Below are 20,539 nucleotides of genomic sequence, written 5' to 3'. Positions count from 1 at the left end.
TTTTATCAATTAGCTGCGCTTGCTCACAGGCTCTACGTAGCTGATACCCATATCCCAAGGTTGTTCAATCCAAGTATCTTGTGGAATGTCAACAACATACTCGTCCACCAAGTGCTTACCTGCTGGCTTAGCACATACAGTAATGAACTTTGCCTTCGGGTACATATTGCGAATGACTTCTGCAGTACCACCGGTATCCACAAGATCATCGACGACAAGGAAGCCTTCACCATCACCTTCTGCTTGCTTCAACACTTTCATATCGCGCTGGTGATCGTGATCATAACTTGAGATACACACGGTATCGACATAACGAATACCGAGTTCACGGGCTAAGATCGCCGCAGGAACCAAACCACCACGGCTTACCGCAATGATACCTTTCCATTGATCAGCAGGAAGTTGCTTTTCTGCTAATTGGCGGGTGTACACTTGCATGTTGTCCCAAGTGATCACGAATTTATTACTCATAACTACAACCTCAAAAGCGATAGGTAATATCGGCGAAAAATTTGGCTAATAATAAAGAACCAACTATGAGAAAGCCAGTTTAGCTGCAAACAATGCTGCAATGATCCACACACTGATATTCACATCACGGCCTTTACCACTTAGTAGCTTAATCAGAGCATAAGCGATGAAACCTAAACCGATACCATCAGCAATAGAGTAAGTCAGTGGAATTAGCAAGCAAGTGACCATCACAGGTGCGGCTTCAGTGAGATCACGCCAGTCAATACTCACCAAACCTGACATCATCAAAATAGCGACATAGAACAGCGCACCTGCTGTTGCGTAAGCTGGGATCATGCCTGCTAGTGGCGCAAAGAAAAGTGACAGAATAAACAGCACACCCACGGTTACCGCGGTAAGACCAGTACGACCACCAACAGCAACACCAGAGACACTCTCAATGTATGACGTGGTGTTTGAGGTACCAAACAGAGCACCAATAGAAGTCGCAGAACTGTCTGCTAACAGCGCGCGGTTAAGGCGAGGAATGTTACCTTTTTCATCAACAAGATCCGCTTTTTGCGCAACGCCGACGAGCGTACCCGCAGTATCGAAAAGGTCGACAAAGAGGAAAGCAAAAACAATAGACACAATACCAACTTCAAACGCACCAGCAAAATCAAGTTGCATGAAGGTTGGCGCAACACTTGGTGGTAAAGAGACAATGCCAGCGTACTCTTGATAACCAAACAAGACACTAATCGCAGTTACCGCGAGAATGGCAATCATCACGCCACCTTTCACGCCACGAACCACTAACGCAATCGTCAAGAAGAAGCTCAGAGCCGCCATGATAGCGCCCCACGCTTTCATGTCACCCAAACCCACTAACGTCGCAGGGTTGTCAACAACAATGCCAGAGTTCTGAAGGGCAATGAAAGCCAAAAACAGACCGATACCCGCTGAGATACCGGTGCGCATAGAAAGCGGAATCGCGTTAATAAGCCACTCGCGTACTTTTAAAACACTGAGGATGATAAAGCAGATACCAGAAAGGAAGACCGCGGCGAGTGCGACTTGCCATGTATGCCCCATTCCCAAAACAACGCCATAAGTAAAGAAGGCATTCAGGCCCATACCTGGCGCTTGCGCAACGGGGTAGTTTGCCGCTAGACCCATCACAATACAGCCAACAGCGGCTGCAAGACAGGTCGCAACAAACACTGCGCCATGGTCCATGCCAGTTGCAGACAACATGCTTGGGTTAACAAAAATGATATATGCCATGGTGAGGAAGGTTGTCACCCCGGCTAAGATCTCGGTACGTACAGTCGTACCGTGTTCCTTAAGTTTAAATAGTTGCTCTAGCATCGACCTATCATCCAATATGAAATTAAACTGCTATCAAACAAGCACGCAATCGTTTGTGGAAAACGTTTGCGTGCCTTTTAAAAATTGGCCGAGATTATATTCTCAAGATAAGAAGATTTCCAGTTTATCGACTCTTTACTCAATTAATTAAAGGCAAACGTTTGCGTCAACATTAATAAAAACAAAATCTTTAAAATACAGTAAATTAAAAGCAAATCACTTTTTCATAGACCTAATATTCAAGGCACTTTATCTAGAAAATTATTCGCATTAACTGGCCAAATAATCTATGTAATCGAATACATGAGTGAAATAGAGGCAGTAGATACGGCATTATTTGCGATCAAATGTTGTCACTTTAGTAAATAACGCAAGAAACCGTTTTCACCTTCAACATAATAGTAAAACATCTTGATATGCATTTAATTTACAAGTAATCCTGCTAAGTCACAGAGCCGTAAATGCCAGTTGGCATTTCTCTCCTTTACAAGGGGGCATTTACTCAAGGGACTTCCTTTAGGGAAGATGCACATTGGCGTAAGAAGGGAGGACGAGTATACTCAAACCACCTCAAGATGCTTGTTCAGCGAGAGTTTCTAGGCTTGTCAACAAGGCACTGTTTTGAAGATCTAGTGGACTAAATCAAAAAACAGTAACGACGGTGGCGAGCCTAGAAAACTCGCCCTTCGGGAAGCGACTAGCGCCCCGATTTCTGCGTTAAAGGTGTTTGAAAGGGAAAGCCATTCCTTCACACCTTTGCCTTGAACTCGACGCGCTAGGCCGCTTCTGAATCCTGCATCTTGAGGTGGTTTGAGTATAAAGATAAAAAAACACCGGCAAACATAGGCCGGTGTCAGAAAAAGTTATTCAAACATCGCAATAGAATAACAAAAGGGGGAAAAGTTTAGGCCAATTTAACGAATTGGCGAACTGATTGGCTGTGGGTACTTAAAGTTATTGGTGTAGTTAGTCGCGTGCCATACAGTTTTAAGCGTCATTGTTTGCATATCATCACCTATCTTTACGCTAGCGGTTTCAGTTATCGAAGCGCGTTAACAATTCATCGACAAGTCGTACTACTCGGTTCCATGGAGGCGATGGTTTTTCGGGTTCATCCTGAACAAAAGAGCTTATCTTTAACAAGTCTGTGCACTATACCCACACCGTAATTAAATTACAACCAAAAAATGATCAAGTTCACAAAAACGTGTTTTATCATCATGATTATTCCGTCAATAAATAATAACCCTGCACAAAATGTAATTAAATTACCAAAAACACCAAGGACAAAACTAATCCGTATGCATATCCAAACGCAGAACAGAAGCGCTACCCCTCCCTCACCAACAGTGGTAAACTTGGCACATAAAAATTTTGTTGTAATTTTGTTCTAAAACGAAACTTATAGGCAAACAATTATTCTGGACATTCATTGCCCATTCACAGGCTAAAAGGAAAATACCGTGTCTGAGATCAGCCAACTAACACCGCAAATCATCTGGCATTACTTCGATAAAATCTGCAGCATCCCTCATCCGTCCTATCATGAAGAGCAACTTGCCCACTACATTGTTGAGCAAGCCAAAGAGAAAGGTCTTGAGGTACGCCGCGATAAAGTCGGCAACATTATTATCAAGAAAGCCGCTACCGCAGGTATGGAGAACCGCCGTGGTGTTGTCCTTCAAGCACACTTAGATATGGTGCCACAAAAAAATGAAGGCACTGACCATGACTTTACCCAAGACCCAATTCAAGCTTATGTCGATGGCGACTGGGTAACCGCCAAAGGGACAACGTTAGGCGCGGACAATGGCATGGGTATGGCCGCTTGTCTTGCTGTCGCCTTTTCTGATGATATTGAACACGGCCCACTCGAAGTCCTGCTGACCATGAACGAAGAAGCCGGCATGGATGGCGCATTTGGTCTCGAAGCGGGTTGGCTAGAAGGCGACGTCCTTCTCAACACGGATTCAGAGCAAGAAGGCGAAATTTACATGGGATGTGCCGGAGGCATTGATGCCGAACTCAGTTTCGTACATGAAACCGAATCCGCGCCTGCTGACCAAGCATTTTTAACCTTAACCGTTAAAGGTCTGAAAGGGGGTCACTCTGGGTGCGATATCCATACAGGACGCGCCAACGCCAACAAACTGCTGGCACACTTCCTGTTTGAAAATGGCCCAGCACTCGATATTAAACTCATCGACTTTAAGGGCGGGACGTTGCGTAATGCCATTCCTCGTGAAGCCAAGGTCACCATGGCATTACCACAAGCGAATGTAGAGCAACTTCACCATCTCGTGAAGCAATACGAATCAACTTGGCAAGAGACCTTAGGTAAAGTGGAAACGTCACTGGTTTGCTTGCTTGAAGAAGTAGAAGCGACGGAACAAGTTTGGACGCCGGCCCTTCAACAGCGCTTCATCGCCGCACTTCATGCTTGTCCGAATGGCGTGATTCGCATGAGTGATGACATTCAAGGTGTTGTTGAAACCTCACTGAATGTCGGTGTTATCTCTGTAGAAGAAGGAAAAGTCAACATCCTCTGCTTGGTGCGCTCTCTCATTGATGCTGGCCGAGAGCATGTCGAAAGCCTGCTCAAAGCGACCGCACAACTTTCCGATGCAGAAATCAGCTTTAGTGGTGCCTACCCAGGCTGGAAGCCAAACCCTGATTCAGAAATCATGGCACTGTTCCGTGAAACCTATGAAGGTATCTATGGACGCCTCCCTAATATCATGGTTATTCATGCAGGCTTAGAGTGCGGTTTGTTCAAAAAGCCATACCCTGACATGGACATGATTTCATTTGGACCAACGATCAAATTCCCTCACTCTCCTGATGAGAAGGTAGAGATAGCCTCCGTTGGCCTATTCTGGGAGCAGATGATTGCTATTCTAAAGGCGATTCCGGTTAAGCAGTAATAGTGATCGACTCATGCTGATTGAGTCCATGCTAATCCCCTCAAGCGCTGGCAACATTGGCTTGCCAGCTCTTATACCAGAGTTTTAAACTCTCCAAAGGTTTCGGCGTACACATCAAAAACCCTTGCAAAGACAAACGCTCATAGTGATTGGAAAGATAGTCCAACTCACCAATATGTTCGATACCTTCCGCGACAAGATCTGCATTGATCTCTTCGGCGATCTCCGCCACTGATTTCACCACCAATTGCGAGAAACCATCCTTATCGATATCAACAATCAAAGAGCGATCAATTTTAATCTCACTGAACGGCAAACTGCGCAATTGCTGTAAGTTAGTGAAACCCGTACCGTAATCATCCATAGAAAGCCCATAGCCAGCCATTCGTAAACGATTTAACGATTCCAATTGTTCTGTGCTTTTCAGTGCAAACTCTTCCGTTATTTCAAGCACAATCGAGCTAGTGGGAATGGTATTTGAATCGAGCAACACCTTTAAACGCTTCGGAAAACTCAAATCAGTCAGTTGCGTGGGGCATAAGTTAAAACTGATTTTAAAATCATACCCAAACAAGTCACTGAGTTCACGGTAATCTTGTACCGTTTTTTCGATAAGCTGCATGGTCAGCAAATCCATCAAGTTATGGCTATTTGCTACTGGAATAAAACACCCCGGTAAAATGGCATCTGGACACCCCGGTTTCACGATCCGCGCCAAGACTTCAACACCTTTCACTCTGTTCGTTAAGACATCGAGCTTTGGTTGGTAATATGGCACCACTTCTTTGTTGCAGATATGCTCAATAAGTTCAGCTTCACTGATTTTTCGATAATTAGAAAAATTAAGCTGCTTGAACTGATCAAGCTTGTTCATCATGCGGCGCAAATCATCCACAGCCACCGGCTTACTGATGCTACCCAGCAAGGCTGTTTTATGTTTTTTAGCAATTTCACAGGCAAGCGAAACAATACGCTCATCAATACCTGAAATAATGCCAACGCCACCTTGGTAGCCAATTTCCCCTAAGAAGCGAATCACCTGCATGCCATCCATTTGGGGCATATGTAAATCGGTCAGCACAGCCGCGTATTTTTCAGGGCTCCGAGAGATGGCATTCATTGATTTAGAAGGGGAATCAGAGGTTACAACATATTGAAAGCCAAGCTCTGTGAGTAACGCTTTGATATGCATTAGCACAGACTTCGAGTCATCGATTACAACGATCCATTTGCCATCATTCATGAGTCAATCTACCACAGTGAAATTCTTACCGAAGTAAATGTGCTTACTCGCACATCACTCAGCCAACTAGCAGCCGCTGATTTCACTTTTCTAGTCAATATAACCAGAAGGAGGACTAAAGTTGAAACAACACAGCGTTGGGAGCCTAGATGCTATCCCTTTTTATGAGACTAGTTGAGTTTCATTTGCTGTGCAAAAACGAAATAAAGAAGGTGTTGAGCGTACGACATTATTCTATAACGACAGCATCAATTGCTCAGCATCCGCTTTCGGCTTCAGGCCCGCAAAAATACCCAGTAGGCGAATTTCCCGTTGGTGTTGCCGCGCGATTGCTTGAGACAAGAGGTGTCGAAAAGGCTCCAGCTCTAGCTGCGTGTAGTGATGCTCTACCGTCGTTTGCTGAAAGTCGGCAAACTTCATCTTTACTCCAAGTTTAGTGATGGTTCTATCAACCAATTTTGGGGCCAAGCGACGCTCCAACTCCGCAAAATGCCCCTCGATGAATGCCCAGCACTCATCAAACGAACAAATGTTCTTAGAAAACGTACGTTCGATGCCGACCGATTTAGGATCCCTAACGGTGACAACATCGCGAGTATCGATACCGTGTGCTCGCTCCCACAGGGATTCACCAAATTTACCCAACTGCATGACCAGATTGTCACGCCCATACTCTTGCACATCGGCACCACATCGCAATCCCATTGCATGTAGCTTTCTAATCGTCACCTTACCCACACCGGGAATTTTGCTCAGCGCCAGCCTCTCGACAAATGCCCCGACTTCCTCCGGTGTCACGATATACATTCCGTTAGGTTTATTGAGATCAGAGGCAATCTTGGCGATGAACTTCACTGGCGCAACACCTGCGGACGCGGTAAGCGCTAGCTCATCATAAATATTCTCTCGGATAGCTTTGGCAATGAGTGTCGCTGAACCACTATATAACCCAGAGTCAGTCACGTCTAAATAGGCTTCATCTAAAGAGAGAGGCTCTATTTTGTCGGTATAGCGTTCGAATATCGCACGAATTTGCTTAGAGACTTGTCGATAAACCTCCATCCTCCCTGGCACAACGACAAGATCAGGACAGAGCTTCATCGCCTGTCCCGTCGGCATCGCAGAGCGCACACCAAAACGGCGTGCTTGATAATTACACGTACTTAGCACGCCACGCCGATCGGATGGGCCACCAATCGCAAGCGGTACCTCACGATAAGCTGGGTTATCGCGCATTTCGACGGCAGCAAAAAAGCAATCCATATCAATATGGATGATTTTTTTTGATGAAGGGTAGAGATCAGAATTGCACATAGCTGTATATAATTACAGTTCTGTCTCAAAGTCAATTCAGATTTACTGCAGGAATAAATTGATAACCATCTATTCACAATCTACTATTAAGCTACTTAATTGTTAATTGTTGAGGTCTTTAAGTGCTTGATAAAGTGCTTGTTGTAGAGGACAGCCGTGCATTTCGAAAACTGCTAGAAAATCAACTGATTGATGCAGGCTTTGTCCCAGTACTTTGTGAGTCCTATGCGGAAGTCAAACGATTGCTCCAAGAGCACGATGATTACCTGTGCGCGGTGCTCGACTATTGTTTACCAGATGCTCAGGATGGCGAGATCATTGACCTTGTTTTAAGTTATGAGATCAAGTCAATTGTGCTGACCGCGAACATGGATTCAACCATCCGTGACCGCGTGCTTGGCAAAGGCGTCATTGATTACATTCTTAAAGATAGCCCAGCCTCAATATCCTACTTACCCGTATTACTTCGTCGACTCAGTGCTAACCGCCAGCACAAAGTATTAGTCGTAGATGATTCACGCACCGTTCGCTCACATCTCGAAGCGCTTCTGAATCGCCAATACCTGACTTGCCTAACGGCAGAAAACGGCCAGCAAGCCCTTAATGTGTTGGCACGGGAAAAAGATATCGATTTTGTCATTACCGACCATGATATGCCCGGCAAAGATGGCATAGCCCTCACTTGGGAAATTCGTCAACAACACGATCGCAGCAGCATGATCATTCTGGGATTATCAGGTAGCAACGACAAAACCATGACCGCTCGATTCATTAAAGCGGGTGCCAATGACTTCCTCTACAAACCCTTTAACCCAGAAGAGTTTTACTGTCGAATACATCAGCTGCTCGATATCAAAGAAGCCACGTCTGAGCTCTATAAGTTAGCCAATCAAGATGCATTAACTAACCTTTGGAACCGACGCTACTTTTTCACCCATGCGGAAGAAGCAAGCGGCTACCATATTGCGATGATGGATATCGACTTCTTCAAATCCATCAATGATACCTATGGTCATGATGGTGGCGATATGGTGCTGATTTATGTTTCGAAGTTGCTGAAAAAACACTTCCCCCAAGATGTGGTTGCGCGGTTTGGTGGAGAAGAGTTTGCTATCTGTTCGACCCAAAACCTTGCTGAGTTTAAGCAGCGCTTAGAGTTGTTTAGAGAAACCATTCAAGAAAGTGTGGTCAATTATGGTGACAAAGAAATCCAGTTCACGCTGAGTATCGGCATCGCGACTGGTGACGGATGTGTAGATAGTTTGCTAAAAGTGGCTGATAACCATCTTTATACAGCAAAAGAGACGGGCAGAAACCGCATCGTCTACGACTAGCTGCCCATTCGAAAACCGCTGACACTAAAAAGCCGGCTCAATGGCCGGCTTTCATTTATAAGATACGATCTTTTTCCCACTGCGCTTTTATCGCCGCTTTGGCTTCGCGCGCTTTTCGCTTGTCACACGGCTCTGGACAGTCGCACTCTTTCTCAATGCCTACCGCACCCAATCCACCACAGCTACCACTGATGGTTTTTTTCTGGATGATATAACCGATAGCCATCGCGGTAATCACCAGCAAAAAAACACCAAAGGTCGAGAGAAACATCACCATACATCACCTCACTATTGCACAAATGGCTTAAAGCCTTCTGACATATAGCTTTCGTAACCATTGTCAGTTTTTCTAATTAAGTACACGTTAAGACCGTGCTTGTCTGCGATCGCTTGCGCTTTTTCTGGCCCAACAATCATTAAGCCTGTCGACAACGCATCTGCCGTCATATTGGATGGATGAATCACGGTCACAGAAACCAGACGATGGTCGATCGGCTTAGCGGTTTGAGGATCAATCATGTGTGAATAGCGTACGCCTTCAAACTCATGATAGTTTCGGTAATCACCAGAGGTTGCAATGGAGTTGTCGCCAAGGCTAACAATTTCTTGCACCGTACGGCCTTCTTCAACTGGCTTTTCAATTGCGATTCGCCAACCGATACCTTCAGAATTCAACCCTTTAACTCGCAGTTCACCACCAATCTCAACGAGGAAATTATCAATGCCCAATGACGTCAAGTAATCGGCCACTTTGTCAACACCATAGCCTTTTGCAATGGACGAGAGGTCCACGTAAAGCTCAGGAATTGATTTGTGCAACTCATTGCCATCAACGTGTAATTTTTCAATCCCCGTCACAGCACGTCGTGCAGCAATTTCCTCTGTCGATGGCACCTTCTCAGGCTTCGCTTCTGGACCAAAACCCCATAGGTTCACTAACGGTCCTACCGTCACATCTAGCGCGCCTTCAGTCACCGCATTAATGCGAATCGCTTCCGTCACCACTTTCGCGGTCGCATCAGAAACAGCAAAGCCTTCAGCACCACGATGCTGGTTAAATTGACTCAACTCAGAATCTGGACGGTAAGTCGACATCTGATCATTAACGAGCTCAAGCACGTCATCGATGCCCGCTTTAATGGCTTTATTATTTGGTAAATCATCCTGTTCGATAAACTTCACGACGTAGTAAGTTCCCATCGTTTTTCCGTCTATCTGAACCATTGCTGCTTTGTTATCGCTACAAGCAACAATAAAAATCGTTGTCAAAACAAGAGTTAATGATTTGAACAGCTTAGTCAGCATTTGCTCACCCTAAATGAGAAAAAGGCTGATCGTCGAAACGATCAGCCACTACCTTAGTCAGATGGTCCAGCGATTAACCGCCGAAGTCATCCAGTAGGATGTTTTCATCCTCAACACCAAGATCTTTCAGCATACCGATTACTGCTGCGTTCATCATTGGTGGACCACACATGTAGTACTCACAGTCTTCAGGCGCTTCGTGATCTTTGAGATAGTTCTCGTAGATGACGTTGTGAATGAAGCCAGTGTAACCATCCCAATTATCCTCTGGCTGAGGATCAGAGAGCGCGACATGCCACTGGAAGTTGTCATTTTCTGCTTGTAGGCCGTCGAAATCTTCTACATAGAACATTTCGCGCTTAGAACGTGCACCATACCAGAATGACATCTTACGATCTGAGTTGAGACGCTTAAGTTGGTCGAAGATGTGTGAACGCATCGGCGCCATACCTGCACCACCACCGATAAAGACCATCTCATTGTCAGTGTCTTTCGCGAAGAACTCACCAAATGGGCCAGAAATCGTACACTTGTCACCCTCTTTCAGCGACCAAATGTAAGAAGACATGATACCTGGTGGTACATCCGGATTATTAGGTGGCGGCGTAGCAATACGCACGTTCAACATAATAATACCTTCTTCTTCCGGGTAGTTTGCCATCGAGTAAGCACGGATAGACTCTTCATTCACGATTGACTCGTAACGGAACAGGTTAAACTTGTCCCAGTCTTCACGATACTCTTCTGGCACGTCGAAATCTGCGTATTTAACGTGGTGAGCTGGTGCTTCAATCTGAATGTAACCACCCGCACGGAATGGAACAGACTCACCATCAGGGATCTGCAGTTTAAGCTCTTTAATGAAGGTCGCTTTGTTATCATTAGAGATAACGCTACATTCCCACTTCTTAACACCGAAGATCTCTTCTGGAAGTTCGATTTCCATGTCAGATTTCACGTTAACCTGACAGGCTAGACGCTCACCTTCACGGGCTTCACCTTTCGAGATGTGATCAAGCTCAGTCGGTAGAATATCACCACCACCTGATTTCACTTTAACGCGACACTGACCACAAGAGCCACCGCCACCACACGCCGATGAAACGAAAATACCAGAACCTGCAAGTGCGCCCAGCAGTTTGCTGCCCGCTGCAGTTGCGATCGCTTTCTCAGGATCGCCGTTTACTGAAATAGTGATGTCACCTGATGGTACCAGCTTGGATTTAGCGAACAGAATCACTAAAACCAGTGCCAGGATAATCAGAGTAAACATTACTACGCCAAGAATAATATCCATTGACCTTTCCTCTTATCCTGATTACAGCTGAACGCCAGAGAATGACATAAAGCCGAGTGCCATTAGACCAACCGTGATAAAGGTAATACCTAGACCACGAAGACCTGCTGGTACGTCAGAATACTTCATCTTCTCACGCAGACCTGCTAGCGCAACAATCGCTAGCATCCAACCGATACCTGAACCGATACCGTATACCACTGACTCAGCGAAGTTGTAATCACGCTGAACCATGAAAGATACGCCACCGAAAATCGCACAGTTAACGGTAATCAGCGGTAGGAAGATACCTAACGCGTTGTATAGCGGCGGGAAGAAGCGATCTAGAATCATCTCTAGAATCTGCACCAATGCCGCGATAACACCGATAAACGTGATGAAGTTCAGGAAGCTCAGATCAACACCTTGAACTAGCACACCATCGCGTAGGATCAAGTTGTAAATCAGGTTATTCACTGGTACTGCAATAGCAAGAACGAATGTAACCGCAACACCTAGACCGAAAGAAGTTTTCACCTTCTTTGAAACTGCTAGGAAAGTACACATCCCTAGGAAGAAGGAAAGCGCAAGGTTCTCGATGAAAATCGAGCGAACCAGCAAGCTAATGTAATGTTCCATTAGTAAATTACTCCTTCGCTTCTACTTGCTCTGGGCGAATCGTACGAATAGCCCAAATCATAAAGCCAATCAGGAAGAATGCTGACGGTGCAAGTAGCATCATACCATTCGGCTGATACCAACCACCTTCAGCCACTGTAGGTAGCACTTGCATACCGAACAGTTGACCTGCACCGAATAGTTCACGGAAGAAACCAACGGTGATAAGAACGAAACCGTAACCAAGACCGTTACCGATACCATCCATTAATGATGGCAATGGTGCAGACTTCATTGCGTACGCTTCAGCACGACCCATAACGATACAGTTCGTGATGATCAGACCAACGAATACCGAAAGCTGCTTAGAAATTTCATAAACAAACGCTTTCAACACCTGGTCAACCAGGATTACCAGAGAAGCGATAATCGCCATCTGACAAATGATACGCACACTGTTTGGAATGTGGTTACGAATCATCGACACGAACAAGTTAGAGAACGCGGTAACGAAAACAACCGCAATCGTCATAACAAATGCAGTTTCAAGCTTTGTGGTCACCGCTAGCGCTGAACACACACCAAGAACTTGAAGTGCAATCGGGTTATTGTCGACTAGTGGCGCAAACAGCACCTTTTTCATTTCTTTAGAATCAGCCATTGTTCAGGCCTCCCTCACGTACTTTAGCCAGGAACGGACCAAAGCCATTCTCGCCTAGCCAGAAATCGAAGGTATTTTGAACACCGTTAGCGGTTAGCGTCGCACCAGACAGACCGTCTACTGCATGTCTATCGCCTTCAGGAGCGCCACCTTTTACTACGCGAATAGCAGGTTGGCCTTTAGCGTCAAACAACTCTTTACCTACGAACTGACCACGCCAGCGTGGGTTCTCTACTTCACCACCAAGTCCAGGGGTCTCACCCTGCTCGTAGTAGGTGATGCCTGCGATAGTGTTACCGTCAGTCTCGATTGCAACAAATGCGTACATCATCGACCACAGACCGTTACCGTGAACAGGCAGGATGATTTTGTCAGTTTTGTCGCCATCTTTTACTAAGTAGATTTTTGCTAGGTTTGAACGACGACCGATTTTCGCGATGTCGTCTGCACCAAGCGCAATAGACGTAGCAGGATCTTTCGCTGAAGCGCGCTGATCAAACGTTGCTGCATCAATAGACGTGTCTACTTCACCTGTCTCTAGATTGATAAGCACAGGCTCAATGTTCGCGTCGAATGTCTCAGCGATGTCAATGCCAGCTTCGTACAAGCCCGCAACAGAAAGAATGTTGCGCTGTACATCTTCTACGGCGTTTTTCTGCTGCATTGGACGCAATGCAACCGCTGCACCGGATACCACGATTGAACACACTAGGCTCAATGCGATAACAACGGTCAGCGTTTTCTTCATGCTATCGTTATTACTTGCCATAGCGAGCGAGTCTCCGTTTCACGTTGCCCTGAACAACCAAGTAGTCAAATACAGGCGCAAACAGGTTTGCAAACAGGATGGCTAGCATCATGCCTTCCGGATAAGCTGGGTTGACGACACGAATCATCACACACATCGCACCAATGAGTACGCCGTATGCCCACTTACCTTTGTTAGTAAATGCTGCAGAAACAGGGTCCGTCGCCATGAACATCATACCGAATGCAAAACCACCGAGAACAAGGTGCCAGTGCCAAGGCATGCTGAACATTGCATTTGTTTCAGAACCAATGATGTTAAACAGTGTCGCCGTTGCCGCCATACCCACTAGGGTACCGAGAATGATGCGCCATGAAGCAATGCCCATGTAAACGATCATCGCACCACCAAGAATGATAGCTAGCGTAGAGACTTCACCGATTGAACCCGGTACGTTACCGATGAACGCATCCATCCACGTCACCGCTTCGCCAGTCACGTTATGAATAACGCCACCTTGACCTGCATTTGCCCACTGGCCAAGCGCTGTTGCACCTGAGAAGCCATCAGCGGCTGTCCACACAAGATCACCAGAGATCTGTGCAGGGTAAGCAAAGAATAGGAATGCACGACCAGCCAGTGCTGGGTTCAAGAAGTTACGGCCTGTACCACCAAAGACTTCTTTTGCCACAACAACACCGAAAGTAATACCCAGTGCTGCTTGCCATAATGGCAGCGTTGGCGGAACAATTAGCGCGAAAAGAATCGAGGTAACAAAGAAACCTTCGTTCACTTCGTGCTTACGCACCATACAGAAAAGGACTTCCCAGAAGCCACCGACTGCAAATACCACCGCGTAGATAGGCAAGAAGTAGGTCGCACCTAGCAACATCTTCGTACCCCAACCTGCTTCGGTTAGGCTACCTGCTACCATTTCGGTCAACCAGTAGTGCCAGTTGCCAGCGATAACAGTCGCGAGTTCGTTACCAGCATAGAGGTGAGTCAGCGCTGTGATAGATTGGTGACCAGTGTTGTACATACCCCAGAACATCGCTGGGAATACTGCAAACCACACCATAATCATGATACGTTTTAGGTCAACGCTATCACGTACGTGTGATTTTGCTTTGGTCACTGTACCTGGGGTGTACATTAGGGTTGCAAACGCTTCATACAGCGCAAACCAACGCTCATGTTTACCGCCCGGCTCAAATTGATGCTCGATTTTCTCGAGGAAATGCTTGAGGCTCATGATTACCCATCCTTCTCAATTGTGTCCAAACACTCACGCAGCATCGGACCAAAATCGTACTTACCAGGGCAAACGAACGTACACAGTGCTAGATCTTCTTCATCCAGCTCTAATGCACCCAGCGTCTGAGCGCTGTCTATATCGCCGGCACACAGATCACGCAATAGCAGTGTCGGTTCGATATCCAATGGCATGACTTTCTCATAGTTACCGATTGGCACCATGGCACGATCACTACCGTTAGTGGTGGTTGTCATATTAAACAACTGACCGCTAAACAAGTGACTCAAGAAAGAACGGGTAATAGAGAACTTATTCTTACCTGGCGCAATCCAGCCGAACAGCTCTTTTTCACGGCCTTCGCGTAGTGCAGAAATCTGCAGCGCGTAACGACCAAGGTAAGCATGGGCATCATCTGCACGCACACCGCAAAGCACTGAACCCGCGATCATACGCACTTCACCTGGCATCAGCTCACGATCAGTCAATTCAGTGATAGACGCACCACGAATTGTCTTGAGCAGACGAGGATTGTTAACAACAGGACCACCCAGAGAAACCACACGATCAGTGTAAATTTCGCCGGTGAGGAAAAGTTGACCATAAGCAATCACATCTTGATAGTTGATGTGCCAAGCTTGGTTTTCGATGTTAACTGGGTATAGGAAGTGCATGTGAGTACCGACTAGACCCGCTGGGTGCGGACCGTTAAATACATGCTCTTCAACATTGGCTTGATCAGCGCGAGGCAGGCTGCTACCCGCTTTACACACGTAAACCTTACCTTCAGTCAGGCGAGACAATACTGTCAAACCTGCCGCGAAAGCTTCTGCGTTCGCGTTGATAATCACTTCAGGATTTGCAGCCAGCGGATTGGTATCAATCGCTGTTACAAAAATCGCCTGAGTGGTCGCATCAACAGCAGGAACTTTGCTGAAAGGACGGGTACGTAAAGCAGCCCATTCACCTGACTCAGTCAGCTGAGAAACGATCGCTGCACGATCTAAACCCGCTAACTGTTCACGTGAATAAGCGTCGAAAGTGATTTGCTCTTCACCTTCAACTTCGATCACGACCGATTGCAACACACGCTTTTCACCACGATTAATCTCTATCACTTTACCGCTAACAGGAGCCGTGAATTTAACGCCTGGGTTCTTTTTGTCTTCAAAAAGTACCTGACCTTTTTTCACTACATCCTCAACGCGAACATGCATTTTGGGACGCATCCCAACATACTCTTCGCCAAGCAAAGCGACGCGCTTGATGGCATTACCATCACTAATCACCTGAGTTGGAGCACCCGCGATTGGGATATCCAAGCCCTTTTTTATTGTAATCATACGCACTTGCACTACATTTTATGGATAAAAGGAATTCTGTTGTACATCTAAGGCACGACATTGAGACCATGCCGCATTAAATTCCATCCTCGGCTGGTCTCATTAAGGCCTCTACAAAACAAAAAATTTTTGTAGAGATTAAATTTGAGTCGGGATGATAACATCAATCACCGTGAGCTTGCTATGACCGAAAACGCTATTCGGTGCCAAAATCATCAAACCTCACGCTTGACTTGAAAATAATCACCACTTCCTTGAGCTAGCGCACGTTTATCGCAATTAAAGCCGCTATTTAGGCTTGCATAATTGCCCACTAGTTTTTGTATGAAACTTCACCAATTTGGCAGTAAACGTACGAGTATCCTGTGCGGTTTTGAAGAAAAATGTCTTAAGTCACATGCTTAACACAAAGCTTCTTAATTTACGTAGTTTACCTGTATGTGCGCTGTACGACATATAAATCTTGTGAAACTGTGGGTCATGCCCTGCCAATGAGAGTAACAGTCTTTTTGTGTGTTGTTGAAGTGACTGCAGTACCTCCGGCGGAAATGCCCTCAAGACAACACCGTGCTCTTTCAGCAAAACCTCGAGTGCTTGTTGATTCTTCACCAAGTAATGTGCTTGCATTTGATTATTTACCGCATCCATCGCATCAACTAAGAGCTGCTGGAGATCGTCTGGCAATGCATCAAAGGCAGACTGATTAACAATAAACTCCATCTGGGTGCTAGGTTCATGCCAAGCGGGGTAGTAGTAATATCGGCCCATTTTATAGAGCCCAAACGCTAAATCGTTGTATGGACCTATCCACTCGATCGCATCCAATAGGTTATTTTGAAATGCATCGGGTATATCTGTTGCGGCCAATGAGATCGGAATCCCGCCCACACTCTTTACGACACCTGCACCAAACCCAGGAATACGCATTTTCAAACCCAGCCAGTCTTCCATTGACTCAATAGGCCGGTTAAACCAGCCGCCCATTTGAGGACCACTGTTCCCTCCAGGAAAAGGTAGCACCCCATAGGGCTGATAGAGTTCTTGCCACAACGCCATCCCATCAGCCTCATAAAGCCAACTTGTCATTTCAGTGGCATTCATCCCAAACGGGACCGCTGAAAAAAAGGCGGCTGCAGGGAGCTCATCTTGCCAGTAGTAAGCACTGGAATGGCCCATTTCAACTGCACGATTTGATACCGCCTTAAAGAGGTCAAACGCAGGCACAATTTCTCCCGCACCATACACCGTAATGACAAACCGTCCATTACTCGCTACGTTGACGCGCTCCGCAAGCTGGCGCGGTGCATCCCCTACCCCTGGAAACCCCGTCGGCCACGCGGTAGAAAGACGCCACTCATACTCCACAGGGCTTGAAGTTGGTGACTGCTCACTACACCCCAACAAACTGAGTACAAGTAAAAGCATGCCAACAGCGCGCATTCGATCTCTCTTTACTGCATAAAGTTGCCAATAAGCATAGACGCATGATGCCATTTTGGTATGAGGTTTTTGCGAATATGCTATTAAGCGCAGCACACATCGCGTAAAACTGCATGCGACAGGCAATAAAAAAGCCGCTCCATGAGCGGCTTTATCGAATCTTGTTACCTTGTTTAGGTTTCCGTCAGTTTTGCCCCACCTCGACAAGACGGTGAATTTGGTGCACCTTGATACAAATTTTGCCACTCATTTCCCGTATAGGTATGGATAGCAAGTGCATGAATGTGGTCACTTAACTCCGTCGCCAAAATCGTGTTTATGGCGCGATGGCGTTGTAACAGACGTTGTCCATCAAACTCATCACTCACTACAACGACTTTAAAATGACTCTCTGCACCCGCAGGGACATTATGCATGTAGCTTTCGTTTACGACCTCTAAGTGGCTGGGCGTAAACGCATCTAACAGCTTCTGTTCAATAGTTTCTTTAATCATATTACCTACCACAACAAATAATTGAACACGCCCGTGTTGAGCCCTTACTGTCGCTTTCACTGCACAGTGAAACACGATGCAAAATGCTCTAGAACAACATCTAACGCTCTCTACGCTTCAAAATGAAAGCGTTTGTAGTGCCTTAGTCATGTTTTCTATTGCAGTTGATTTTTCTTCTGCGACAATGACCGAGTCCTTAAAAATAGCGTAAAGAACCAGAGAATGAAACCGATACTCAGCATTCAAAACGAGGAGCTCATCTTACAACGCTACCCCGCTCGTGAGAATGACACGTTACAAGCATGGGATTCAGCGGACGAATACCTGATCAACACTTTGGCAGAGCGGAATCTAGACCCAACAAGGCCGATATTAATTTTTAATGACAGTTTTGGCGCATTAAGTAACTGGCTATCAACACGTGGTTGTATCTATAACATTAGCGACTCTTTTATCGCTCAACAAGCTTGTCGAGAGAACCTAAAAGAAAACGCTAAGGCCAGCATTAACTACTTGAACTGTCGAGATTCTTTGCCGAAAAACCCGCAAGCCGTCATCATAAAAATCCCGAAAAACAATCGCTTGCTAAAATGGCAGCTCGACCAAATAGCGCAAGTTGTTTCCGCAGATTGTGATGTGATAGCCGGAGCAAAAACCAAGGAAATTCATACCTCAACACTACGTTTGTTCGAGCAAAAGTTAGGGGAAACCCACACATCGCTGGCGGTAAAAAAATCACGACTGATTTTCTGTCGGCCTAACTCACACCGACCTTCAAACCCATCAACCGAGCAAGCAACTATTTGGTCGGTGCCGGAATATAACTTCACACTGTTCAACCACGTCAATGTCTTTGCCGGGGAAAAACTCGATATTGGGGCACGCTTTTTTCTAGAGCACTTACCTCAAGACCCTGCCGCCGAACATATCATTGATTTGGGCTGTGGTAATGGTGTCATCGGCTTACAGTGCGCAAGGCTCAACCCTGATGCGCGCGTTACCTGTGTCGATGAAAGTGATATGGCTGTTGCCTCTGCACGAGAAAATGCTGACAGGAACCTAACCAACCCCGATCAACTCAATGCGATGATGAACAACTGCTTAACGGGTATGCAGCCAGAAACAGCAGATTGGGTCGTTTGCAACCCGCCGTTCCACCAGCAGAACACCATTACCGATCATATTGCTTGGCAAATGTTCTGTGATGCAAAACATGTTCTTAAAATGAAAGGAAAACTTCGTATTATTGGAAACCGTCATTTAGGCTATCATGTTAAACTTAAACGCCTCTTTGGCAACGTCACGACTATTGCTTCAAACAATAAGTTCGTTATTCTTGAGGCAGAAAAAAGACCAACAAGGACGACATCATGATCAAAAAGCTAGTACTGACTCTGGGTCTGGCCGTACTCATAACTGCTTGCTCAGCGCCACGAGAGCCTCAGTTGAACTTAACGCTTCAACCCTATTCAGGCGCTTCATCAATGGGACAAGGTACCGCAATCAGCCTCGAGACCCAGGATTTGCGCAGTGCCCAGTTTATTGCCCTCGTTGATACTGGCCGTGAGCAGAAGCAACCAGTCCATGCACAGCAAAACCTTCGCGTTGCATTCGAGCAAGCCTTAACGCGCCAACTTACAGCACAAGGATATGTTGTGAGTGATAACAGCCGCGGTACCATGCGTGTTGACATTCTCGATACGTTACTCAATGTTCGCCATAGCGTGATGAAGCATGAAATGGAAGCAACCGCTAACGTACAGGTCGTTGTTGAAAGCCCACGAGGGAAGTTTGTGAAACGCTTCACTGGACGTTCTTCCGCTTCAGGTATGACAAGTGCCTCAGTAGAAGACATGGAAGTGATCGTCAACGATCTCCTCAACAATGTCCTTGCTGAAATTGGCAATGACCGCGAACTCAATGTGTACATTCTGGAGAACCTCTAAATGCGTCTCGCCTCTCTTTTGCTCGTTGGCCTGCTCAGCAGTGCCACTGCATTTGCCGCGCAAGTGGAAGTAAAAACTAACTTGGGCAGCTTTGTCGTCGATTTAAACGAAGAGAAAGCCCCTGCAAGTACCCAGAACTTTCTCCGTTATGTAAAAGATGGCAGTTACGAAGGGACTATTTTCCACCGCGTTATTCCCAACTTTATGGTGCAGGGCGGTGGGTTTGACACAGAGCTGAATCAAGTCGATACCTACTCACCAATCAAAAATGAGTCTGCGAATGGGCTGAGTAACAAACGCGCTACCATTGCGATGGCTCGCACGCAAATTGTTGATTCAGCGACACGCCAGTTCTATATCAATGTGGTCGATAACCCTTACTTAGACGGTAGTCAAAGCAAGCCGGGTTATGCGGTGTTTGGTGAAGTGGTTAGCGGCATGAATGTGATCGATGCCATTGCCGGTAAACCGACGACAACAATCAGCAGCAAACACATGCAAAATGTACCGATAGAACCGATTATTATTGAATCGGTAACGCTGCTCGAAGAGTAATCACCCTTCTTAAAAAGCCACCCAGTGTGGCTTTTTTCATATATTTACAAACAATTAAGCGAAGAAATTTCTGAGTTAAGATATACTCAAACCGCCTCAAGATGCAGGATTCAGAAGCGGCCTAGCGCGTCGAGTTCAAGGCAAAGGTGTGAAGGAATGGCTTTCCCCTTTCAAACACCTTTAACGCAGAAATCGGGGCGCTAGTCGCTTCCCGAAGGGCGAGTTTTCTAGGCTCGCCACCGTCGTTACTGTTTTTTGATTT

Annotated in this window: 19 protein-coding genes; 5 read left to right on the top strand and 14 right to left on the bottom strand. The window is 46.1% G+C overall.

Going from position 1 to position 20,539, the window contains the following annotated elements; all coding sequences use genetic code 11:
- Positions 1–9: 9 nt before the first annotated feature.
- Entirely contained in the window at positions 10–471 is a 462-nt protein-coding gene (gpt, locus tag TSUB_RS03920) for a xanthine phosphoribosyltransferase (RefSeq protein WP_087024929.1), read from the bottom strand.
- Between the two features lie 63 nt (positions 472–534).
- Entirely contained in the window at positions 535–1,824 is a 1,290-nt protein-coding gene (locus TSUB_RS03915) for an NCS2 family permease (RefSeq protein ID WP_087024927.1), read from the bottom strand.
- Positions 1,825–3,287: 1,463 nt separating this feature from the next.
- Here TSUB_RS03915 and TSUB_RS03910 point away from each other — a divergent pair.
- Positions 3,288–4,748: an aminoacyl-histidine dipeptidase gene (locus TSUB_RS03910; RefSeq protein ID WP_087024287.1), complete on the top strand. Its 1,461-nt coding sequence runs from the start codon at positions 3,288–3,290 to the stop codon at positions 4,746–4,748.
- A 40-nt stretch (positions 4,749–4,788) separates the two neighbouring features.
- Here TSUB_RS03910 and TSUB_RS03905 read toward each other — a convergent pair whose 3' ends face one another.
- On the bottom strand, positions 4,789–5,991 hold the full coding sequence (locus TSUB_RS03905; protein ID WP_087024288.1) for an EAL domain-containing response regulator: 1,203 nt from the start codon (positions 5,989–5,991) through the stop codon (positions 4,789–4,791).
- Positions 5,992–6,225: 234 nt separating this feature from the next.
- Positions 6,226–7,305, bottom strand: coding sequence for a DNA polymerase IV (gene dinB / locus TSUB_RS03900; protein ID WP_087024290.1), 1,080 nt, complete (start codon positions 7,303–7,305; stop codon positions 6,226–6,228).
- A 122-nt stretch (positions 7,306–7,427) separates the two neighbouring features.
- Between dinB and TSUB_RS03895 the strand changes: the two genes are divergently transcribed.
- Complete coding sequence (locus TSUB_RS03895) at positions 7,428–8,639, top strand: response regulator (protein ID WP_087024292.1); 1,212 nt, start codon at positions 7,428–7,430, stop codon at positions 8,637–8,639.
- A gap of 55 nt (positions 8,640–8,694) precedes the next feature.
- On the opposite strand, the gene nqrM is transcribed toward TSUB_RS03895, so the two are convergent.
- From nqrM to bolA, 10 genes are all read right to left on the bottom strand, one after another.
- Positions 8,695–8,916 (bottom strand): (Na+)-NQR maturation NqrM, encoded by a 222-nt coding sequence (gene nqrM / locus TSUB_RS03890; RefSeq protein WP_087024294.1) that lies wholly within the window; start codon positions 8,914–8,916, stop codon positions 8,695–8,697.
- Positions 8,917–8,927: 11 nt separating this feature from the next.
- Positions 8,928–9,944, bottom strand: coding sequence for an FAD:protein FMN transferase (locus TSUB_RS03885; RefSeq protein WP_087024296.1), 1,017 nt, complete (start codon positions 9,942–9,944; stop codon positions 8,928–8,930).
- Positions 9,945–10,017: 73 nt separating this feature from the next.
- Entirely contained in the window at positions 10,018–11,241 is a 1,224-nt protein-coding gene (gene nqrF, locus TSUB_RS03880) for an NADH:ubiquinone reductase (Na(+)-transporting) subunit F (protein ID WP_087024298.1), read from the bottom strand.
- A 21-nt stretch (positions 11,242–11,262) separates the two neighbouring features.
- The gene (nqrE, locus tag TSUB_RS03875; protein WP_087024300.1) at positions 11,263–11,859 is read right to left on the bottom strand and encodes an NADH:ubiquinone reductase (Na(+)-transporting) subunit E; all 597 of its coding nucleotides are present in this window, start codon (positions 11,857–11,859) and stop codon (positions 11,263–11,265) included.
- A 7-nt stretch (positions 11,860–11,866) separates the two neighbouring features.
- Positions 11,867–12,499: an NADH:ubiquinone reductase (Na(+)-transporting) subunit D gene (locus TSUB_RS03870; protein WP_087024302.1), complete on the bottom strand. Its 633-nt coding sequence runs from the start codon at positions 12,497–12,499 to the stop codon at positions 11,867–11,869.
- On the bottom strand, positions 12,492–13,268 hold the full coding sequence (locus tag TSUB_RS03865) for a Na(+)-translocating NADH-quinone reductase subunit C (protein ID WP_087024304.1): 777 nt from the start codon (positions 13,266–13,268) through the stop codon (positions 12,492–12,494). Before TSUB_RS03865 ends, TSUB_RS03870 begins: the two co-directional genes overlap by 8 nt.
- On the bottom strand, positions 13,258–14,499 hold the full coding sequence (locus TSUB_RS03860) for an NADH:ubiquinone reductase (Na(+)-transporting) subunit B (protein ID WP_087024306.1): 1,242 nt from the start codon (positions 14,497–14,499) through the stop codon (positions 13,258–13,260). The genes TSUB_RS03865 and TSUB_RS03860 overlap by 11 nt, the downstream gene beginning before the upstream one ends.
- A 2-nt stretch (positions 14,500–14,501) precedes the next feature.
- On the bottom strand, positions 14,502–15,842 hold the full coding sequence (locus tag TSUB_RS03855) for a Na(+)-translocating NADH-quinone reductase subunit A (protein ID WP_087024308.1): 1,341 nt from the start codon (positions 15,840–15,842) through the stop codon (positions 14,502–14,504).
- A 393-nt stretch (positions 15,843–16,235) separates the two neighbouring features.
- Positions 16,236–17,282 carry a TRAP transporter substrate-binding protein gene (locus tag TSUB_RS03850; protein ID WP_159064989.1) on the bottom strand — a complete coding sequence of 349 codons (1,047 nt, stop codon included), beginning with the start codon at positions 17,280–17,282 and terminating at the stop codon, positions 16,236–16,238.
- A 173-nt stretch (positions 17,283–17,455) separates the two neighbouring features.
- Positions 17,456–17,776: a transcriptional regulator BolA gene (gene bolA / locus TSUB_RS03845; RefSeq protein ID WP_087024367.1), complete on the bottom strand. Its 321-nt coding sequence runs from the start codon at positions 17,774–17,776 to the stop codon at positions 17,456–17,458.
- A gap of 222 nt (positions 17,777–17,998) precedes the next feature.
- On the opposite strand from bolA, the gene TSUB_RS03840 reads away from it, so the two are divergent.
- Genes TSUB_RS03840 through TSUB_RS03830 form a run of 3 tightly spaced genes read left to right on the top strand, consistent with a single transcriptional unit; the run spans position 17,999 to position 20,277 of the window.
- A complete protein-coding gene (locus TSUB_RS03840; RefSeq protein ID WP_087024312.1) occupies positions 17,999–19,150 on the top strand; it encodes a methyltransferase in 1,152 nt (383 codons plus the stop codon).
- A complete protein-coding gene (locus tag TSUB_RS03835; RefSeq protein WP_087024314.1) occupies positions 19,147–19,722 on the top strand; it encodes a YajG family lipoprotein in 576 nt (191 codons plus the stop codon). Before TSUB_RS03840 ends, TSUB_RS03835 begins: the two co-directional genes overlap by 4 nt.
- Complete coding sequence (locus TSUB_RS03830; RefSeq protein WP_087024316.1) at positions 19,723–20,277, top strand: peptidylprolyl isomerase; 555 nt, start codon at positions 19,723–19,725, stop codon at positions 20,275–20,277.
- Positions 20,278–20,539 lie beyond the last annotated feature (262 nt).

It is taken from the genome of Thaumasiovibrio subtropicus (assembly GCF_019703835.1).
Classification (GTDB): domain Bacteria; phylum Pseudomonadota; class Gammaproteobacteria; order Enterobacterales; family Vibrionaceae; genus Thaumasiovibrio; species Thaumasiovibrio subtropicus.
This window is presented reverse-complemented; position numbering and strand designations above follow the sequence as displayed.

What these genes read in the sequence shown, in the direction of transcription:
- gpt (WP_087024929.1), bottom strand. Translation starts at nt 471, where the DNA reads ATGAGTAATAAATTCGTGATCACTTGGGACAACATGCAAGTGTACACC.
- TSUB_RS03915 (WP_087024927.1), bottom strand. Translation starts at nt 1,824, where the DNA reads ATGCTAGAGCAACTATTTAAACTTAAGGAACACGGTACGACTGTACGT.
- TSUB_RS03905 (WP_087024288.1), bottom strand. Translation starts at nt 5,991, where the DNA reads ATGAATGATGGCAAATGGATCGTTGTAATCGATGACTCGAAGTCTGTG.
- dinB (WP_087024290.1), bottom strand. Translation starts at nt 7,305, where the DNA reads ATGTGCAATTCTGATCTCTACCCTTCATCAAAAAAAATCATCCATATT.
- nqrM (WP_087024294.1), bottom strand. Translation starts at nt 8,916, where the DNA reads ATGGTGATGTTTCTCTCGACCTTTGGTGTTTTTTTGCTGGTGATTACC.
- TSUB_RS03885 (WP_087024296.1), bottom strand. Translation starts at nt 9,944, where the DNA reads ATGCTGACTAAGCTGTTCAAATCATTAACTCTTGTTTTGACAACGATT.
- nqrF (WP_087024298.1), bottom strand. Translation starts at nt 11,241, where the DNA reads ATGGATATTATTCTTGGCGTAGTAATGTTTACTCTGATTATCCTGGCA.
- nqrE (WP_087024300.1), bottom strand. Translation starts at nt 11,859, where the DNA reads ATGGAACATTACATTAGCTTGCTGGTTCGCTCGATTTTCATCGAGAAC.
- TSUB_RS03870 (WP_087024302.1), bottom strand. Translation starts at nt 12,499, where the DNA reads ATGGCTGATTCTAAAGAAATGAAAAAGGTGCTGTTTGCGCCACTAGTC.
- TSUB_RS03865 (WP_087024304.1), bottom strand. Translation starts at nt 13,268, where the DNA reads ATGGCAAGTAATAACGATAGCATGAAGAAAACGCTGACCGTTGTTATC.
- TSUB_RS03860 (WP_087024306.1), bottom strand. Translation starts at nt 14,499, where the DNA reads ATGAGCCTCAAGCATTTCCTCGAGAAAATCGAGCATCAATTTGAGCCG.
- TSUB_RS03855 (WP_087024308.1), bottom strand. Translation starts at nt 15,842, where the DNA reads ATGATTACAATAAAAAAGGGCTTGGATATCCCAATCGCGGGTGCTCCA.
- TSUB_RS03850 (WP_159064989.1), bottom strand. Translation starts at nt 17,282, where the DNA reads ATGCGCGCTGTTGGCATGCTTTTACTTGTACTCAGTTTGTTGGGGTGT.
- bolA (WP_087024367.1), bottom strand. Translation starts at nt 17,776, where the DNA reads ATGATTAAAGAAACTATTGAACAGAAGCTGTTAGATGCGTTTACGCCC.
- TSUB_RS03840 (WP_087024312.1), top strand. Translation starts at nt 17,999, where the DNA reads ATGAAACCGATACTCAGCATTCAAAACGAGGAGCTCATCTTACAACGC.
- TSUB_RS03835 (WP_087024314.1), top strand. Translation starts at nt 19,147, where the DNA reads ATGATCAAAAAGCTAGTACTGACTCTGGGTCTGGCCGTACTCATAACT.
- TSUB_RS03830 (WP_087024316.1), top strand. Translation starts at nt 19,723, where the DNA reads ATGCGTCTCGCCTCTCTTTTGCTCGTTGGCCTGCTCAGCAGTGCCACT.